The following is a 17,356-nucleotide window of genomic DNA, read 5'->3' as shown; positions in this document are numbered from 1 at the left end:
TTTTTTGTGATGAATGTCAACTTTTTAATTGATTTTTTGAGCTAATTATACTGATAGTTATAATTAGCTACCTTTTATCGTTATAGTGTTGATTAGATTAAAGTCGTTTGATGATAATTGAAGTATTTATCCCCCCAAATGCAAAATTGTTGGTTTGAAAATACTCAATATCTAAATTTCGACCGGTTCCTATTATATAGTCAAGCTCACCACATGCTGGATCAATATTATTTAGGTTAATTGTTGGATTGAACCAACCTGAGTGCATCATTTCAAGTGTTAGCCAAGCTTCTAATGCCCCACATGCACCAAGAGTATGACCGAAATAACTTTTTAACGATGAGATAGGTGTTTGATTACCAAATATTTCAGAAGTTGCATTACTTTCAGCTATATCACCGCGATCGGTAGCTGTACCATGAGCACTGATGTAACCAATATCCGCTGGTGATAAATTAGCTTTTTTTAACGCTTGTTCGATACATAGTTTCATTGTTTCTTTACGTGGTTGAGTAATATGGCTTGCATCACAATTTGTCATAAAACCGACTATTTCACCATATATTTTTGCTCCTCGTGCTTTTGCATGCTCGTATTCTTCAAGAATTAAAGCACCAGCTCCTTCACCAATTACCAAGCCATCGCGATCTTTGTCAAATGGACGAGGAGAGCTTTTAGGATTATCATTCTGTTGACTGGTAGCAAATAAAGTATCGAAAACGGCTGCTTCTGAAGGACATAACTCTTCTGCACCACCAGCTACCATTGCTGTTTGTATACCGTATTTGATGGCTTCATAAGCATAACCAATTGCTTGACTACCTGATGTACATGCACTCGACGTTGTAATTAAGCGGCCTTTTAGACCAAAAAATAATCCTGTGTTTACCGCTGTCGTGTGAGGCATCATTTTTATATAAGTGGTTGCTGTAATATTATTGGTATTTTTGTCATTTAACATAGCACCAAAGGCGGCTACTTGGTCAGTACTTCCTGTTGATGAGCCAAATGCAATTCCTGTATCGCCATTAGTTATGATTGGGTCATCTAATAATCCGGCCTTTTCAAGGGCAATTTCTGTGGCTTTTGTTGATAGTAGAGAAACACGTCCCATTGAGCGTATTTTTTTTCGTGTGTAGTGCTCAGGTATTTCAAAGTTGTCAATAGGTGCACCTAACTTAGTGTGCAAACCTTCATAAACTTCCCATTCTGGCATATACCTTACAGCATTTTCTAATTTTTTTAAGCTTGACTCAATACTATTCCAATCATTACCCAAGGAGGTAACTCCCCCCATTCCAGTTATGACAACTCTTTTAGTCATATCATTCCTCCATTGATTGAAATTACTTGTTTGGTTATATATCCTGACAAATCAGACATTAAATAACTAGCCAGACCTGCTACTTCATCCACTTGTCCCATGCGTTTTAATGGGATCATTTTCATTGCTTCTTGTAATGCAATAGGCTCCATATCTAAAATGCCGGTATCAATTAAACCTGGAGCAATACAATTCACGGTTATTTTTCGCTTAGCTAGTTCAAGTGCCAATGCTTTACTTGCACCGATTACTCCCGCTTTTGCTGCGCTATAATTAACTTGGCCACGGTTACCCGCTATACCTGACACTGATGAGACGATAATGATTCTTCCGCCACTACGTAGCCCTATCATTGGCATTACACAAGGATGTAGTACATTGTAAAAACTGTTGAGATCAGTATGGATAACTTTAGTCCAATCATCTTCAGTTAAAGAAGGAAAAGCGCCATCTCGAATAATACCAGCATTGTTGATAACACCATAGTAAGCACCATATTGTTCTATATCGGCGTCGATATTTTGTTTGCACTGTAAACGATTGCTCACATCAAATTGTATTAATCGAGCTGTTCCACCTGCCTGTTCAATGATATGTTGTGTTTCTAGTGCACCTTGTTTATCACTATGGTAATGGACAACAATATCAAACCCATCTTGCGAAAGTTTACAAGCAATAGCTTTACCAATTCCTTTACTTGCACCAGTTACAAGGACTGTTCGTTTCATTATTCTTCTTCTCCTAATCGTGTTTTACCAAATAATTGATCAAGTTCTGATAAAGTTGGTTCGTAAACATTAAGTTTACTTGTCGCTACACATTGTTCATCAATCATTATATTACAGTCAAAATTGGCTAATCTAGCATCGTTAAGCACTAAATTAGTATGTATCATTAAGCGACGATTATGAGGGAAGTTTTGTAATGTTGTTTTTATTGATCGTCCACCTAATAGCATTCCTAAAACTGGTTTACTATTCTTCATTAAGCCATAGTATCCATTCCATACGCCAATTGTTTGAGCCATTAATTCAATGGCGTAAAAATTAGATAACGAGTAATCGCTATTTAAAAATGGTGCTAAAACGCTGGTTTTGCTTACTTGTACACTACAAATACATTGTTCATCTGTGATTAGATGAACCTTTTCTATCATTACCATAGGACTTTCATGTGGTAAATAATAATTTGCTGGAGAATATCGCATTATATTTTTCCAATAATAAGTGATGAGTTGTTACCACCAAAAGCAAATGAATTTGACATTATAATTGGGGTTTTTAACATCATGTTTTCAGTAACTATGTTGATTTCATCAAGATTTTTATCAAATGCTGATTTTGAAAAATCTTGCTGTGGTAAATAAATATCTTGATCTAATAATAGGTAACTAATAGCCAATTCTGTTGCCGCTGCACTACCTAAAGTATGCCCCGTTAAGTGCTTTGTTGAACTACAGGGAGCCAAGTTTGGGCTAAATAACCTATATACCGCTTTACTTTCAGCAAGATCATTTAATATGGTTGCTGTGCCATGTAAATTAATGTAACCAATATCATTTAAGGATAGATTTGCATTATCTAATGCTGCTCGCATGGCTTTTTCTGCCCCTAACCCTTCAGGGTGAGGGGAGGATATATGATAAGCATCAGACGATTCCCCCGTTCCTAATATTGCATAATCACTTGTTTTTTTATTAGTCAGTAAAAATATAGCACTAGATTCTCCAATGTTTATGCCATTACGGCTTTCTGCAAAAGGCATACATGGAGTGGTAGAAAGTGATTCAAGCGCATTAAAGCCATTAATTGGCATTCTTGCTAAACTATCGGCGCCACCAACAATTGCTGCATCAACTAACCCTGCTTCAATCAATCTTTTTCCACTAATGATCGCCCTTGCACTTGAGGTACAAGCAGTTGATATTGTGTAGCTTGGGCCTTTTAATTCAAGTAATGCCGTTAAGAAACATGAAGGATCTCCTAATTCTTGTTGATTATAGGTGAAAGAAGAAGCACTGTTTTGTGTTTGCAAATAATGTTTTACATTTATATCCCCTTCATGAATCCCTGAAGTACTTGTACCCATAATAATAGCAATTCGTTTATGACCATACTGTTTAATAGCTGATTCAATTTCTGATTGAATTTGTAAGTAAGCAGCATAAAGTAATTGGTTGTTGCGTGTTACGTATTTTTGCAAGTGTTCAGGGATGCTAGGTAAATTAGCATTAACTTTTCCTAACCAAGTTTTCTGACCATCTAGTAGCCAACCCTCTTGTTCAATTAAGCAATGTTGAGCACAATAGTTTTTAGTTAAACCCTGCTTAATTTCAGTTAAATTATTACCTAAAGAATTAATTGCACCAACGGCAGTAATATAAACCATTTTAATTTGTGTCCATGCTTTGTATTGTAATTTGATAACCAAATATGTGATGTTCAATTTGAATAGGTTTTCTAATATGCTCTGATGCTTTTTCAGTATAAGTAATATCAACGATAATTTGTTGTTTATCATCGCTTAGTGTTCTATGCAGATCTCTATCAACAAGCTGCCAACCTTGAGGTAACACAGTTTGCCATTCTGAAATCGGTAAGATACTTAACATAATATCTGATAATACTTGTTCAGGCGGGGGGAGCTCTTTAACAAAGATATTATTTTTTGAGTTAATAAGCTCACCATTATATTCAATTTCAAAAAGCCGAATACCAAGAGCTGAAAGACCAACAACTTTTAATTGATTATCGTTTACATCAACTAAAGTAATGATTGAATTTTCCTGATCATTATATTTAAACTTTAATAGCTGTTGATCATGATAATTTTGTTTCAAATTGATCATTGGGAGGTTAATTTTAACTTCTTTCGTTAACCATGCTTCTGATTGAGTTTTGGTTGCACAAGCTGAGACAAGCATTGTTAACAAAAATAAAATTAATATCGTAAATCTTTTCATCCTTAATTACCTGATTATTATTTATTTTAATACACTGTATATTTTTTTATGGCTAGTGGAGCAAATAAAAAAGCGGCAAGAATACCACTGGTTAGCACTAGCCCAAACCCCATGATTGCATTTGTATGACTTATTATAAGTAATCCAAAAGACAATAAAGTTGTTAATGCCGCCATTGTTACAGCTAATAAAGCACTTCGAGTTTGGCTTTTATAATTACTTAAAAAGAGACTATAATCTATACCGATGCCAATGACAAGAATGAGTGCTAACATCGAAAATAAATTAAGTGCTTGATTGATAATACCATGTACAGAAAGTGCAATACCGATTGATAATAATGTTGGTAGCACACTTTTTAATGCAGTTTTTAAACCATATTTACGATTGTGGAAAACAAAACATGAACATATTATTACTACAGCCCCAGTAAGTAGTTGGGATAGATGAATTCTGTAGTTAGTAAACATATTATTAAATTCAGTACGACGATCTAACCAATAAACTCCTTTATTTTCATAAGATAATTCCCTGATTTTATCTAATTTATTTATACCACTGATTGGAATAAGTGTGGCGCTTTTGCCATTTTTTTGCGTTAACCAAAGTAGTTTTCTACCTTGGCTAATTTCACTATTTTCCCATAATGTTGGTGTAATAAGGGTTTTTGTGTCGTTCAAATTTAGTAATTGAGTTTCTATGCCAATTTGTTTAAGTGAAGATATTATTTCAGGCATGTATTGATCGACTAATTCTATATTCTGTTGCTGTTTTGCAATGGACGGTAAATTTATGGATTGATATTGTTTAAATAAACCAGCTTGTTTTGCTTGTTCTAATTTCGGTAAAAATTGTTCCAATCGCTGTAATGTCTGTTCTGCTGTATCACCAAACACAATGAACCATTTTTGATCTGTTGTTTGATGCGTTATATCTATAATAGCTTGTTCTTCTTTTTGTAGTTGAACAGGCAAAGCTTGTAGTTTACCTATATCATCATCTATAGTTAGATTGTTTATACCATATCCTATAAATATTATTGCTGATAATATCATTGACCATTGAACGCCTTTATTTTGCCAAAGATTAAGCCAAAAGGTCAAAAACCGAGATGCCACATTTTCGCGAGCAGGTAATTTGGGGGTTAAGAAAGGATACCAAAAAATAACAGTTAGAAATGCACCTATTAATCCAAATATAGCAAAAACTGAAAGCTGCTTTAATCCTGGAAATGGTGCTATTAATAAAATTAAGTAAGCAATAAGGCTTGAGCATAAAGCAATAGTTAATGTTACTAGCAATTTTTTTAAGCTAACATAGGTTGAATCTTGATTACCATGTAATAATCGCTCAGTTAGATAATGTAATGAGTAATCAATTGTAATGCCTATTACACTGGTGCTCATAACTAGCGTCATGACATGGATTTCACCAAAGATGGTTAATACAGCTACTGCACCGCAAACTATACCTATAAAAATGGATAATAGTGACAGCAAGATTGGTATAACAGATCGGAATACTATAATAATTAATATAATGATACCAATTATTGATAAACTGCCTATTGTTGAAATATCTTCTTTAGCAGCTAAACTTGCATTATCGCTATAATATAATACGCCGCGTTTTAAGATTTCTGTATCTGGCCACTTAGCTTTTAATTGCTCACTAAGTTTATTTAGTTGCGTAACAATTTGGTGTGATTGTTGCATATTAAACGATGAGCCATTTAATTCTGCATAGGTCATGTACCACACATTACCTTGCTGATCTTGGCTTGATAACCAGCCATTTTTGACGGTTAGGCTACCTGTGTTGCCAAGTTGATTTAATTGCGATGAGCGCGTTAAGAGAAGTGGATCGCTATTAAGCTCTTTTGCGCTTACACCACTAAATGGTGAATATATTTGGCTTTGAATCCAAGCAAACTGTTTATGAGCTTTAAGTCGTTCGATCGTTTTTTCATCCATAAGTTGATAACGATATTGATAAGCAAATATCCCCCAGTTTTGTTGAAATTGCTCATCCATAAGCCCACTGATTCTGTGGATAAATGGTTGTTTATTTAGATTTTGATACCACCATTTTACTGATTCTAAATTATTAGGATCGGCAGGTTTAATTAACCATACTAATTGTTTATCAAGTCTGTCTTGAAATCCATTGATAAACTCCATAGGAACATTGTTTGTTTGCTCTTGAGGAAGCAAAGATAATACGCTGCTATTAATCTTACTATTAGAAAAAAGATAAGATGCAGTTAGCAGTAAACAAACTACAGTAATAAGCCATCCAATAGCACAATTTTTTAATTTTTTTATATTATTATTTGAATAATGATTGTTCATGTTGTGCTAATTTCGTTGTTTGATGATTCAAAAATTCAAGGGTAGTTTTATCATGTTGCATATCATTTATGGTAATTTTTTCTAAATGTGTTGCTCCAATGAGTATTATTTGTTTAAAAATTTTATTTAATGGTGTTACTTTTGGGGTGAGTGTAAGAATCCAATGTTTATTTTGTTCAGATAATTCGATATCAAAATTAGTTTCTAGCATCTCTTTATCAGCAATAAAAAGACTTGTAAGCAAATTGTTAAACTGAAAGAGTTGGGGTTGGCTTTCAGCAGTGATGATTTGAGGTTTTTGATCTTCAATACTTTGTTCCATTCGTTTTGAATTTATCTTTAAGGTAATGACAAAAGGCGTTTGCTGTTGCCACCATAAACCTAAATCTTGGGATATTATCATTTTTCCAGTTGAATGTAATGGGTTTGGTAAACCATTTATATAGCGATATTGTATAAAATCAGCTCGCATAATTTTATTTTTGCTAAATTGCTGCTGAATATCTTCAAGTGTAATTGCTTGTGCAACAGTCGTAAAAAAAGCTATAAAAAAAGTTAATAAAGCGACTAAGTAATTTTTCATTTTAATAATCCGAACTGTTCTAAAAAAATTGTAGGTGTAACAAAACTCATCTCTTTCGTTGTCATGCATACAGCCACTTGAATGGTATAACCAGACGTTGTTTTTTTACCAGTTTTACTGTCCCTAATGGTATAGTTAATTTTTATTCGATTTTCATACTCTTCTAATTGAGCCGTAATTAGTAGAGTTTGTTCTACAAAAGTTGAATTAGTATATTTGATGCGAGCATCAACTATTGGCCAAATATATCCTGACTTTTGCATATCCATATATCCATAATTATATTTCTGGAATAATGCTTCTCTAGCTCTTTCAAAAAGTTTCAGATAATTACCATGCCAAACTACACCCATTGCATCGGTATCATGAAATGATGTTGTATATTCAATTGTTACACTGTGGTTAAAATTATTCTTCATCTTTATTATTACTTATGTGTATGTCATTTGTTTTAGGTTGAGTAAATTGCCAAAAGTCGTAAAAATTAAACCAATCGAGAGGCGATAATAGGCAATAATGTTCTAATCTTTTTGCATAATTTTGTATGATTAAATCAAGTTCAGCTTTACGGTTTTTTCTTGATATTTTTAATTTATCGGCAAAATGCTCAAAGTATATTTGAAAACGTCCGTTTGGTTTTAATCCCCAGGCTAAATAAACAGGAACACCTAAAGCTGAAGATAATATGAATGGTCCTTTTGGAAAAGGAGCTGGTTTGCCTAAGAAATCAGCCCAGCTTACTGATTCATCAAGCATTCTTTGGTGTGGATTGCTTGATGTTCTGTCACCAACAATCGCAACCCATTCGCCTTGTTCTAATTTTTGTTTAAGTAAAATTGCAGTGTCAGCACCAATTGAATCTACTTGTATTAGATTGAAGGTTGATGCTTGATTAGTTTCTTTAAGAATTTGATTAAAACGAGCAGCATGTTTTCTAAAAACAAGAGTATTAATTTTGATATTATGTGATAGTTGAGCAAGCGCTCTGCATATTTCAACATCTCCGAGATGTGAGCATATTAAGATAATACCCTGTTTATTAGATATTAAATCTAAGTAAGTATCCATATTGGGCGAATAAATATCGTCTATTTTTATGTCTCCTTGCCAACATGCTATTTTATCTAGAAACGATTCACCAAAGCGCTGAAAATGGTGAAAACTAGTGAGCTGATTTTTATTAATAAGAGGAATATTTTTATAATAATTACTTATTATTTCTATATACTGCTTAGATGCTTGACGTTGTTTTTTTCCTGTTAGCCAAAAATAGGTGATAACAGGAAACATAATTAATTTAGAGGTTTTTCTACCAAATATGCGGTAAAACTTCAGAATTAATCTAATTCCAAATAAGCCCTTTCGTTCTTGTGTTTGCGACCAATGAATTTGCTCATCGTTTTTTTTATAATTCCTTTTTATTAACGGTAGTATGCGTGGAAGCATTCCCAAAAATAATTTAGTATGCATCTTGGTAATGAGTAAATTATCTTTAAACGCTTTGAAATGTGATATGCCATCTTTAGGATATGTGACTTTAGTTGGCACAAAAATAGACGGTATACCTTTCCAATATAATTGGACCATGATATCTGTATCGAAATCCATTCTTTTTCCTATATTGGATTGCTTAATAAGATTACATGTTGCTTGTAAAGGATAAACACGAAATCCACACATACTATCTTTTATTGAAAAAGATAAGGTTTCAATCCATACCCAAAAATGCGTTATATATCGGGCAATAAGCCGATGTTTAGGGACACTATTATCATATATTGGACAACCAGATATTAAGGCATGAGGATTTTGTAATGATTGTTCAATAAGTTTTTTTACAATCTGGCTATCATGTTGACCATCCGCATCTACTTGTATTGCATAGGCATAACCTTGGTTATATGCATATTCCAATCCTGTCATAACTGCCGCACCTTTTCCTTGGTTTGTTTTTAAACGGAGTAGCGTGACCCACGGAAACAAGGCGATAATTTGATCCATTTTTTGAACTTCATTAACTGAACTTCCATCATCGACTAAAATGCAATTTATCTCATAAGATGCAAGATGTTTGAGAACACCAAGTAATGCTTCACTGTGGTTATAGCAAGGAATAACAAAGCAATAATTAGAAGGAATAAAAAATGGAACTACCGACATAATGTTAATTTTCCTAAACTTGCTATTTTTGCATTATCATTAGGTGTAATAAATGTGTAAGTAAACTCTAATTTATTAGTATCTTTATCCCATTTCAAATGCAGCATTAAATGATCTTCTGGTAGGACAGGGCATTGAAATTTAATCACATCTACTGATGATAAATATAATGCTGAATCAAAACATTTTTTAGCATAATGTACAACCCAATTAAGCTGAGTTACGCCAGGTAGTAATGGTTGGGATGGAAAATGTCCTTTAAACCAGAACAGATCTGGTGATATATGCAGTTCAATGTCAGCTTGCGTGTCACTAAAATTAATGCTAATTTCCTTTGAAAATTCTTTTTTCATTCTTTTCTCTGATGTTTCAAATAATTTCTTTAATTCAATATACGTACACTTCCCTTGAGAATTTTTAGGTAAATAATCAATAAATCGCCATTTTTTAGGCATTTCGTTTAATGATAATGTATCTATCAATAAATGTCGAAAATATTGTGTTAATTTGAAATGATCTTTGTGCTTTAGTTGTTGTTTGTATTTCGGCGATAATTCGATAATTGCCCCCAATACTGTTCTATTATTTTGTTCTATTGGGATAATAATTGCCTGTTGTACTTCATTGAGCTGGTTAATTTGGTTTTCAATATAAGTTAGCGAGACTCTATTTTCAGAAATTTTAATAATTTTATCTATTCTACCAATCAAGTGAAAATGGTTATCATCAACCTTTTTTAGTTTATCGTTTAACGGCTCAGGTTGTGCTAATAAAGGTGAAATTAGCTGAGGTCTTTCTGAGATATATTCAATTTTCATTGAAGAAAATAATTGCCAAGCAGTATTAATATGTTCTTGCTGGCGAGTTGCGATAATGCCTGTTTCGCTAGAGCCATATATTTCATTTGGAAGTACATTAAAATTTTGTTTACAGAATTGAGCCTCTTCATAAGTGAGTTTCCCTCCAGAAGAAATAACTTTGTCACAATCAATTTTGGGTAATTTACTATCTAAAGTTTTAATAATGGAAGGCGTTGTAATATAAATAATTTTTTTATTATTATAAGTTATGAGCTGTTCTTGGTAGAGTATTGCTTCACAAACAAAAGGTATTTTACTACATAGAGATAACATTATTTTAAATGTTAGACCATACATATGTTCGTGTGAAACTGATGAAAGAAATAAATCATTGTTAAATTCCCCCCAATTGTTTTGGAGTTCTTGAATTTCGTACTCAAGCTGTAAAATTGATTTGTCAATTGATTTAGGTAATCCTGTCGATCCAGAAGTAAATAGTGTTAATGTTTGTTGTTTAAAATCATTGTTAATTAATTGAGAATCCTCTATTAAGTTATTAGAGTTAATTTGATCTATAGTGACAATCTCTTTTTTCAGAAGCTCTTTTTTATTAATCTCTACGTTGTCTGTTAATAATCCTTCAAAATGATGCTGTAATTCTTGATAATGTGGATTAAGTAAATATGGATGTTTACCAACATAGAAAAGAGCAAGCAACCCCGCAACGAAATTAAAACTGTCTTGCATATATAACGCCCAATGTTTATTAGGGTTATGATGTAATGCGTTGCTTAGTAGTAAAACTTGTTTTTTTAAATCACGTATTGATAATGGTTGCTTATTTCTAAAAGCTATAATTTCATGTTCAGGGCGTGATAACTGTTGTGATAGTTTAACTATTGTTGAATTCTTCGACGCAAAAGCCATTCTCCCCCCATAAATACTCCAATTAATACATAACTAATTAAACCATTATAGATTGTCCACCAATATGTATTATTGATTAAACAAGTGATCAAGGCTACTGTTCCATTGAAAACAAAGAATAGACACCAAAATATAGTAACTTTTCTTGTATATTGAATCGCATCAACCGATAAGTCTGGATTCTTGATTCTGGCAAATGTCTCAATAATAGTTTGAGGTTGCGATAAAGAGTAGCTAAAAAAAACAAATAATACTACATTGACCATGACTGGATAATAAAGTAGTAATTGATATTTAGAAAATAACCAACTGGTCAATGCTAAGATCATGCCTATACAAGCAATAATCTTAGCCGTCCATTTTATATTAGATATTACATTCGGTAATGTTACTAACCGTATAAGAAATAAAATAATTAAACATAAAATGGCTAAATTTATATGTTTATTTTGCATAGATAAGTAGATAATAAAAGGGTAACAAACGATTAAAATACTTGTTACACATTTTGTTATTAACTTAATTTTTTTCATGCCAATTATTTTGTATTTGATAGATTATATACGGCTTCAACAACATCTTGTACCGTTCTAACTGATTTAAAAGTTTCAGGCTCTACTTTTTTACCAATCAGCTTTTGTAGATGCACAACTAAGTCAACAGCATCAATGCTATCAAGATCTAGTTCTTCAAATAGTTTTGATTCAGGTTTTATGTCACCTTCAGGTAGTTCAAAAATTTGCACTAGTACAGATTTGACTTGTTCAAAAATTTGTTGCTTTTCCATACTATAATGCTCCTTATTGTTTTTGTGATAAGATAAAACTAGCTAATGTCTTGACTGAATAAAACGCTTTTTTAGTTTCGTCACTTTCAGCCGATAAAACAATACCATATTCTTTTTTAATAGCTAAACCAAGCTCTAATGCATCTATTGAATCTAAGCCTAATCCTTCGACGAATAATGGCGCTTCAGTTTCAATATCATCAGGTGTGATATCTTCAAGATTAAGAACTTCAATTATAAGTACTTTAATGTCATGATGTAAGTTTTCCATTAGGTTTCCTTTTTCTATTTGATCAATATTAATTTATCCTACTTTTAGTAAAAAATGAGGTTAAATAGCTGGTTAATCTTCTTGCTGCAATAGTTGTATTTTGATCCATAAAATCATCAATCAAAATCTTTTCTCCAACTGTAATTTTAAAAGAAGCTTTTTGGATTGGTATGTCATACCACCTTTGATGTTTAATTAGATAAGGTGGATCACATTGAATATGAACTACGCGGATGTTTGCATGACAGCGTAAAGCAATATTAGCAGCACCTCTATGTAATTTTATTGGTTGATTAGGGACAGTTCTTGTTCCTTCTGGAAATATTAATATTCGGCCTCCATTTAGTAGTATATTCTGGCACTGTGGTAATATTTTTTCAGATTCAGCATTTAGGATATAGCCTGCTGTTTTAATTATTCGGCTGACAAAAACATTATGAAGTAATGCTCCCTTAACCAAACAATCACAACGAGGCATAACAGATGCTAAGAGTACAAAGTCAAGTAAAGAAGGATGATTAGCAACGATTAAGCAATTTTTATCTTGATTAAGTTTTTCGAGGCCATCAAATTGATATTGAATGACGTTTAAGAATTTTAATATCCTTATAAAAATTCTAAAACTAAAACTGATACTTATTTGAACAATAACGATTCGTTTGTTTTTATTCCAAACAAATAGCCTTAATAAGCTAAACCACAATATTGATAATACAACTAAACCACATAATCCAAAAAGCATGAATCCTAATGCAGTAGCAAATAATCGCCACCATTGGTTGATGCTGTAATTATTTTTTTTTACTAAAGGTTTAATGTCCATTGCCAATCCTGAGTATTTCCTTGTATTGTAAATTGTTTTTGTTTATTCAAATATGCATGCAAAAAAGCAAGAGATTGAGGATAATCGGGCTGATAAATCTTCGGTGTTTTTTTGATGCTTTGGCAATTAATTTCATTACCTTTTGCCAATATATATCCAACTGCATAAGCAGGAACTAACGGTTTGATTTCTTTGTGGTATGCTTCAGGAACCAATCCATCAAAGTCAATCAATAAGACTTTTTTATTTCCTTGATGCAATACTGCAAGAGATTCAATCAAGCCTTGTTGGAAGCTGTCATTATGAGCTGAAAGTGAGCTTATCGGTATCGTTTTATTACTAACGATAGTCAATAATCCAGAGGCGGTATTATGAACAGAAAGAGTAAAATCAGTTGGCGAGATATCTATATTTCGATTCAGTGTAGATAAAATTTTATAGGTTCTTTCTAATTCGCCATGTTGGCTAGTGAAAATAGCTAAATCCAAATTATTATTCTCAATAAGATTAAGCCCTACTTCAACAGCAAATCGTGATGCGATACTCATTCTTCGAGATTGCATCATAGGTATTTTTGTTACTTTAGGTAATGGTAAACTCCAATCATGAACGGGATTTTTAGACCATAATTCCCAATCATGTTTCTTTGATAATCCTGAAGATAAAGCAAACCAACTCTCAACTGCAAAAGAAAAATTCATTTTATTAATATTTTTATTAATTACTTATATTAACTATAATTTGTTAATTTATTGACCAAATTATTACATATATTTATAATTTGTAAATACTACATCAAAATTTAAAAAAGGCAATACTATTGGCTACACAAGAAAATTCAAAATATGGATATGATAAAGATATCTATACCGCATTAGAGGCAATTACTGAAGCGCAAAAAATAGCATTTTCACCAATTTTATTTCAAGCAATTGTTTGCATGAAAAATAAGGGAATTTTGGCGTGTTTAGACCGAGCAGGTCAAAAAGGAATCAGTATTGATAACTTAGTCAAAGAAGTTTCTTTATCTCCTTATGCAATTCAACTTTTGTTAGATGTTGGTTTGAGCATGCATGTTATTTATCAACATGATTCGCATTATATCTTAGGTAAAATAGGTCATTATTTATTACATGATAGAATGACTCATGTTAACCTTAATTTCACTCAGGATGTTTGTTATCAAGGTATGTTCTATCTTCAAGATTCTTTAGAAAGCGGTTGTCCAAAAGGATTAAAGGTTTTTGGAGATTGGAAGACAATTTATCCAGCATTACAGCAATTACCTGAAAAAGCTAAACAAAGTTGGTTTGAGTTTGATCATTTTTATTCCGATCACTCATTTCCTAGCGCTTTTCTTTATGTTAACCAGCTAAACCCCAAACATATATATGATGTTGGTGGAAATACCGGAAAGTGGGCAATTTATTGTGCAAAACACAATCCTGATATTAAGGTGACATTACTTGATTTACCAGAACAAATTACTGTTGCTGAAAAAAATATTAAGCAAATTGGTTTAGAACATCGCATTGATAGTTATGCTGTAGACTTATTATCTGCTGAAAGGCTACCTAATAAAGCAGATGTTTGGTGGATGAGCCAATTTCTAGATTGTTTTAGTGAAGAGCAAATTACAAACATTTTAAAGTTAGTTCACCGTAGTATGAAAGATGATGCTACAGTTTGCATAATGGATATTTTTTGGGATAGACAAGATTTTGAAGCGGGTGCATTAAGCTTGAATGCTTCTTCTTTATATTTTACGTGCTTGGCAAATGGCAATAGTCGTTTCTATCACTCTAAAGTATTTTATAAATGTCTGAATGATGCAGGTTTTCACGTCGAGAAAGATATCGATGGCCTAGGTTTTGGTCATTCATTATTAATATGTAAAAAGCGTTAAGTGAACATAATTAACAATAATTCAAGGAGTAATAAATGAAGTTATTAAAATATTTATCGATACTTTTATTCATCTCATTTTTATTTGGTTGCGGTAATAATAAATATGACACTCCAAAAAATACTTATACACAAGTGAATGGTCTTACTAAAGAGCAAGTAAAAGCAGCTATTTTAGCATCTGCCACTAAAGAACCATCCAGATTTAGTAATTGGAAAATGACTGTTGCTGATAAAAATACAATTCGTGCTACTTTAGTCAATCGCGAGTATCAAGTTGTTGTTAATATACCTTATTCTGCTGAAGGTTATGCAATTAATTTTGTTTCTGGTAGTACAAATTTAACCAATAATAAAGGTCAAATTCACCGAAATTATAAACGTTGGATAAAAAAACTTGATAATAATATTAAGTTAAATCTTGCTAAGGCGAAATAATTAAGTTTCTTACATTTTATTCACTTATATTTAAGTTGTTTTGAGATATGCAATAAGCCCAATTTGTTATTGGGCTTATTAATATAGTCAACTTTGTTATATCTGTTTTTAAATTAAAAATGCATAATTATTGATTAATCATTTTTCTAACAATGATATCAATTGTTAAAATTGACTTTCTATTCTTTCAATAACAGTTTAGTATAAATACGTATTCATAATATTTTAATGAATATTTTTTAAACCCCTTTTTGTATCTTTTCTTATATTTTTAATTCACCATTTTTAGCACTTGAGGACAATTATTATGTTTCAATGGCTTTCAAATTGGATTTTAGATGGACTAAAACACTCACCGGAAATTCTTTTATTTCTTTCTTTGAGTTTGGGTTATTTAATTGGCAGTATTCGTATAGGTAAATTTCAGCTTGGTGGAGTTGCAGGCTCATTGCTTGTTGCTGTTGCACTAAGTGTTTTTGGCGTTACAGTTGATTCTGGTGTTAAAGCAGTTCTTTTCGCACTGTTTATCTATGCTGTTGGTTTTGAAAGTGGTCCACAGTTTTTTCGATCACTAGGTGTTAAAACATTACGAGAAATCTTTTTAGCATTGTTTATTGCTATAATTGGTTTTGTGACAGTGGTAGTATTAGCAAAAGTTTTCAATTTAGATAAAGGGTTAGCTGCAGGATTGGCTGCAGGTGGGTTAACTCAATCAGCTATTATGGGTACAGCTTCTGATGCTTTAAGTCAGCTGGGTTTAAGTGCCGAAGAGCTCAGGAGATTGCAGGGTAATGTGACAATTGGCTATGCCGTTACTTATATCTTTGGTTCGCTAGGGGCAATCATTGTTTGTGTTAATATTTTACCAAAAATAATGGGGCGAGATATTAGTGATGATGCCATAAAAGCTCAATCAGAACAGCTTAATGGCTCGCTATTATTAGGCGCTAATCAAAATTTCGCTTTATCTGATATTAGTGGTCGTTTATATCATGTAACTAATAAGATTAATCAAAGCGTTTCTGATATTGAAAAAATGGTTAATGGTATTAGCATTGAACGAATAAAACGTGACAATAAAATTTTAGAAGCAACTCCAGATGTTTTAATAAAAGAAAAAGATATTATTTTGGTTGTTGGTCATCGCGATGCCATGATTCAAGCAAATGATCTTCTTGGCACTGAGGTTAATTCTGCCTCAGGGATGGATGTTATTATGAATACGCAAGATGTTGAGATGCGTAACTCTCGTTATGTTGGTGAAAACTTAATGCAGGTGCTTTCCTCTGATGAAGTTATGAAGTTAAAGCATGGTATTTATTTAGTCGCTATTCATCGAGATGGTCAGCCTCTTCCACTTAATAATGATATTGTCTTAAAACTTGGTGATGTGATAACTATTTACGGTGCTGATAGTGATCTTCGGCGTGTAATTGATAAAATTGGTGCACCAATTACCAAAAGCGAGAAAACTGATTGGATATTTCATGGCCTAGGTTTGGTCGTTGGACTTATTATTGGTTTAATTGTTATTCATGTAAGTCATATCCCAATTACATTAGGGGCTGGCGGAGGAGCATTACTTTCTGGTTTATTATTTGGTTGGTATCGTGCTCTGCATCAAACTTATGGAAACATTCCTTCCGGAGCGCTACAACTTTTAAAAGATTTTGGTTTAGCTGGCTTTGTTGCTGTAGTTGGTTTAAGTTCAGGGCTTCAAGCAATTGATACTATAAAAGAACAAGGGATTTCCCTATTTTTAATAGGTGTGATTGTCACATTATTACCAATGTTACTTGCTATCTATTTTGGTAAATATATCCTTGGTTATAAAAATGCGGCAGTATTTGCTGGTGCCTTAGCTGGTTCTCGAAGTGCTAATCCAGCTTTTGGGGAAGTGCTAAATAAAGCCGGCAACTCAATACCAACTAACTCTTTCGCTATTACTTATGCATTAGCTAATGTTTTCTTAACACTTTTAGGTCCATTTGTAGTTGCTTTTGTTTAATTGTAATATCAATTTAA

Annotated in this window: 18 protein-coding genes; 3 read left to right on the top strand and 15 right to left on the bottom strand. The window is 32.5% G+C overall.

Going from position 1 to position 17,356, the window contains the following annotated elements:
* Nucleotides 1-97: 97 nt before the first annotated feature.
* From A9G34_RS02475 to A9G34_RS02405, 15 genes are all read right to left on the bottom strand, one after another.
* Nucleotides 98-1,324, bottom strand: coding sequence for a beta-ketoacyl-ACP synthase (locus tag A9G34_RS02475; RefSeq protein WP_065568769.1), 1,227 nt, complete (start codon nt 1,322-1,324; stop codon nt 98-100).
* Nucleotides 1,321-2,052 carry a 3-ketoacyl-ACP reductase FabG2 gene (locus A9G34_RS02470; protein ID WP_034943512.1) on the bottom strand — a complete coding sequence of 244 codons (732 nt, stop codon included), beginning with the start codon at nt 2,050-2,052 and terminating at the stop codon, nt 1,321-1,323. The genes A9G34_RS02475 and A9G34_RS02470 overlap by 4 nt, the downstream gene beginning before the upstream one ends.
* Nucleotides 2,052-2,531 carry an ApeP family dehydratase gene (locus tag A9G34_RS02465; RefSeq protein ID WP_065568768.1) on the bottom strand — a complete coding sequence of 160 codons (480 nt, stop codon included), beginning with the start codon at nt 2,529-2,531 and terminating at the stop codon, nt 2,052-2,054. The genes A9G34_RS02470 and A9G34_RS02465 overlap by 1 nt, the downstream gene beginning before the upstream one ends.
* Nucleotides 2,531-3,712, bottom strand: coding sequence for a beta-ketoacyl-[acyl-carrier-protein] synthase family protein (locus tag A9G34_RS02460; RefSeq protein WP_065568802.1), 1,182 nt, complete (start codon nt 3,710-3,712; stop codon nt 2,531-2,533). The genes A9G34_RS02465 and A9G34_RS02460 overlap by 1 nt, the downstream gene beginning before the upstream one ends.
* A gap of 1 nt (nt 3,713) precedes the next feature.
* Complete coding sequence (locus A9G34_RS02455; RefSeq protein WP_034943506.1) at nt 3,714-4,286, bottom strand: DUF3261 domain-containing protein; 573 nt, start codon at nt 4,284-4,286, stop codon at nt 3,714-3,716.
* Nucleotides 4,287-4,312: 26 nt separating this feature from the next.
* Nucleotides 4,313-6,637, bottom strand: a complete 2,325-nt coding sequence (locus A9G34_RS02450; RefSeq protein WP_065568767.1) for an MMPL family transporter — start codon at nt 6,635-6,637, stop codon at nt 4,313-4,315.
* Nucleotides 6,615-7,220, bottom strand: coding sequence for an outer membrane lipoprotein carrier protein LolA (locus A9G34_RS02445; RefSeq protein ID WP_034943504.1), 606 nt, complete (start codon nt 7,218-7,220; stop codon nt 6,615-6,617). Before A9G34_RS02445 ends, A9G34_RS02450 begins: the two co-directional genes overlap by 23 nt.
* Complete coding sequence (locus A9G34_RS02440) at nt 7,217-7,639, bottom strand: acyl-CoA thioesterase (RefSeq protein ID WP_034943503.1); 423 nt, start codon at nt 7,637-7,639, stop codon at nt 7,217-7,219. The genes A9G34_RS02445 and A9G34_RS02440 overlap by 4 nt, the downstream gene beginning before the upstream one ends.
* A complete protein-coding gene (locus A9G34_RS02435; protein WP_051825016.1) occupies nt 7,629-9,380 on the bottom strand; it encodes a glycosyltransferase family 2 protein in 1,752 nt (583 codons plus the stop codon). The genes A9G34_RS02440 and A9G34_RS02435 overlap by 11 nt, the downstream gene beginning before the upstream one ends.
* On the bottom strand, nt 9,371-11,107 hold the full coding sequence (locus tag A9G34_RS02430; protein WP_065568766.1) for an ApeI family dehydratase: 1,737 nt from the start codon (nt 11,105-11,107) through the stop codon (nt 9,371-9,373). Before A9G34_RS02430 ends, A9G34_RS02435 begins: the two co-directional genes overlap by 10 nt.
* Nucleotides 11,077-11,562 carry a hypothetical protein gene (locus A9G34_RS02425; protein WP_141670314.1) on the bottom strand — a complete coding sequence of 162 codons (486 nt, stop codon included), beginning with the start codon at nt 11,560-11,562 and terminating at the stop codon, nt 11,077-11,079. The genes A9G34_RS02430 and A9G34_RS02425 overlap by 31 nt, the downstream gene beginning before the upstream one ends.
* An 83-nt stretch (nt 11,563-11,645) precedes the next feature.
* A complete protein-coding gene (locus A9G34_RS02420; RefSeq protein ID WP_034943500.1) occupies nt 11,646-11,894 on the bottom strand; it encodes an acyl carrier protein in 249 nt (82 codons plus the stop codon).
* Nucleotides 11,895-11,907: 13 nt separating this feature from the next.
* The gene (locus A9G34_RS02415) at nt 11,908-12,165 is read right to left on the bottom strand and encodes a phosphopantetheine-binding protein (RefSeq protein WP_034943499.1); all 258 of its coding nucleotides are present in this window, start codon (nt 12,163-12,165) and stop codon (nt 11,908-11,910) included.
* Nucleotides 12,166-12,193: 28 nt separating this feature from the next.
* Nucleotides 12,194-12,988, bottom strand: coding sequence for a lysophospholipid acyltransferase family protein (locus A9G34_RS02410; RefSeq protein ID WP_065568764.1), 795 nt, complete (start codon nt 12,986-12,988; stop codon nt 12,194-12,196).
* Nucleotides 12,970-13,689 (bottom strand): beta-ketoacyl synthase chain length factor, encoded by a 720-nt coding sequence (locus A9G34_RS02405; protein ID WP_034943497.1) that lies wholly within the window; start codon nt 13,687-13,689, stop codon nt 12,970-12,972. The genes A9G34_RS02410 and A9G34_RS02405 overlap by 19 nt, the downstream gene beginning before the upstream one ends.
* A 119-nt stretch (nt 13,690-13,808) precedes the next feature.
* Here A9G34_RS02405 and A9G34_RS02400 point away from each other — a divergent pair, with 119 nt between their 5' ends.
* The 3 genes from A9G34_RS02400 to aspT all read left to right on the top strand — a co-directional run bounded on the left by A9G34_RS02400 (nt 13,809) and on the right by aspT (nt 17,339).
* On the top strand, nt 13,809-14,894 hold the full coding sequence (locus tag A9G34_RS02400; protein WP_065568763.1) for a class I SAM-dependent methyltransferase: 1,086 nt from the start codon (nt 13,809-13,811) through the stop codon (nt 14,892-14,894).
* A 35-nt stretch (nt 14,895-14,929) separates the two neighbouring features.
* Complete coding sequence (locus tag A9G34_RS02395; protein ID WP_065568762.1) at nt 14,930-15,331, top strand: hypothetical protein; 402 nt, start codon at nt 14,930-14,932, stop codon at nt 15,329-15,331.
* Between the two features lie 307 nt (nt 15,332-15,638).
* Complete coding sequence (aspT, locus tag A9G34_RS02390; RefSeq protein ID WP_034943495.1) at nt 15,639-17,339, top strand: aspartate-alanine antiporter; 1,701 nt, start codon at nt 15,639-15,641, stop codon at nt 17,337-17,339.
* Nucleotides 17,340-17,356 lie beyond the last annotated feature (17 nt).

The sequence above is a fragment of the Gilliamella sp. Choc4-2 genome, assembly GCF_001690355.1.
GTDB lineage: Bacteria > Pseudomonadota > Gammaproteobacteria > Enterobacterales > Orbaceae > Gilliamella > Gilliamella apicola_A.
Note: the sequence above shows the minus strand (reverse complement) of the source record. Positions and strands in the feature narration are given on the sequence as shown.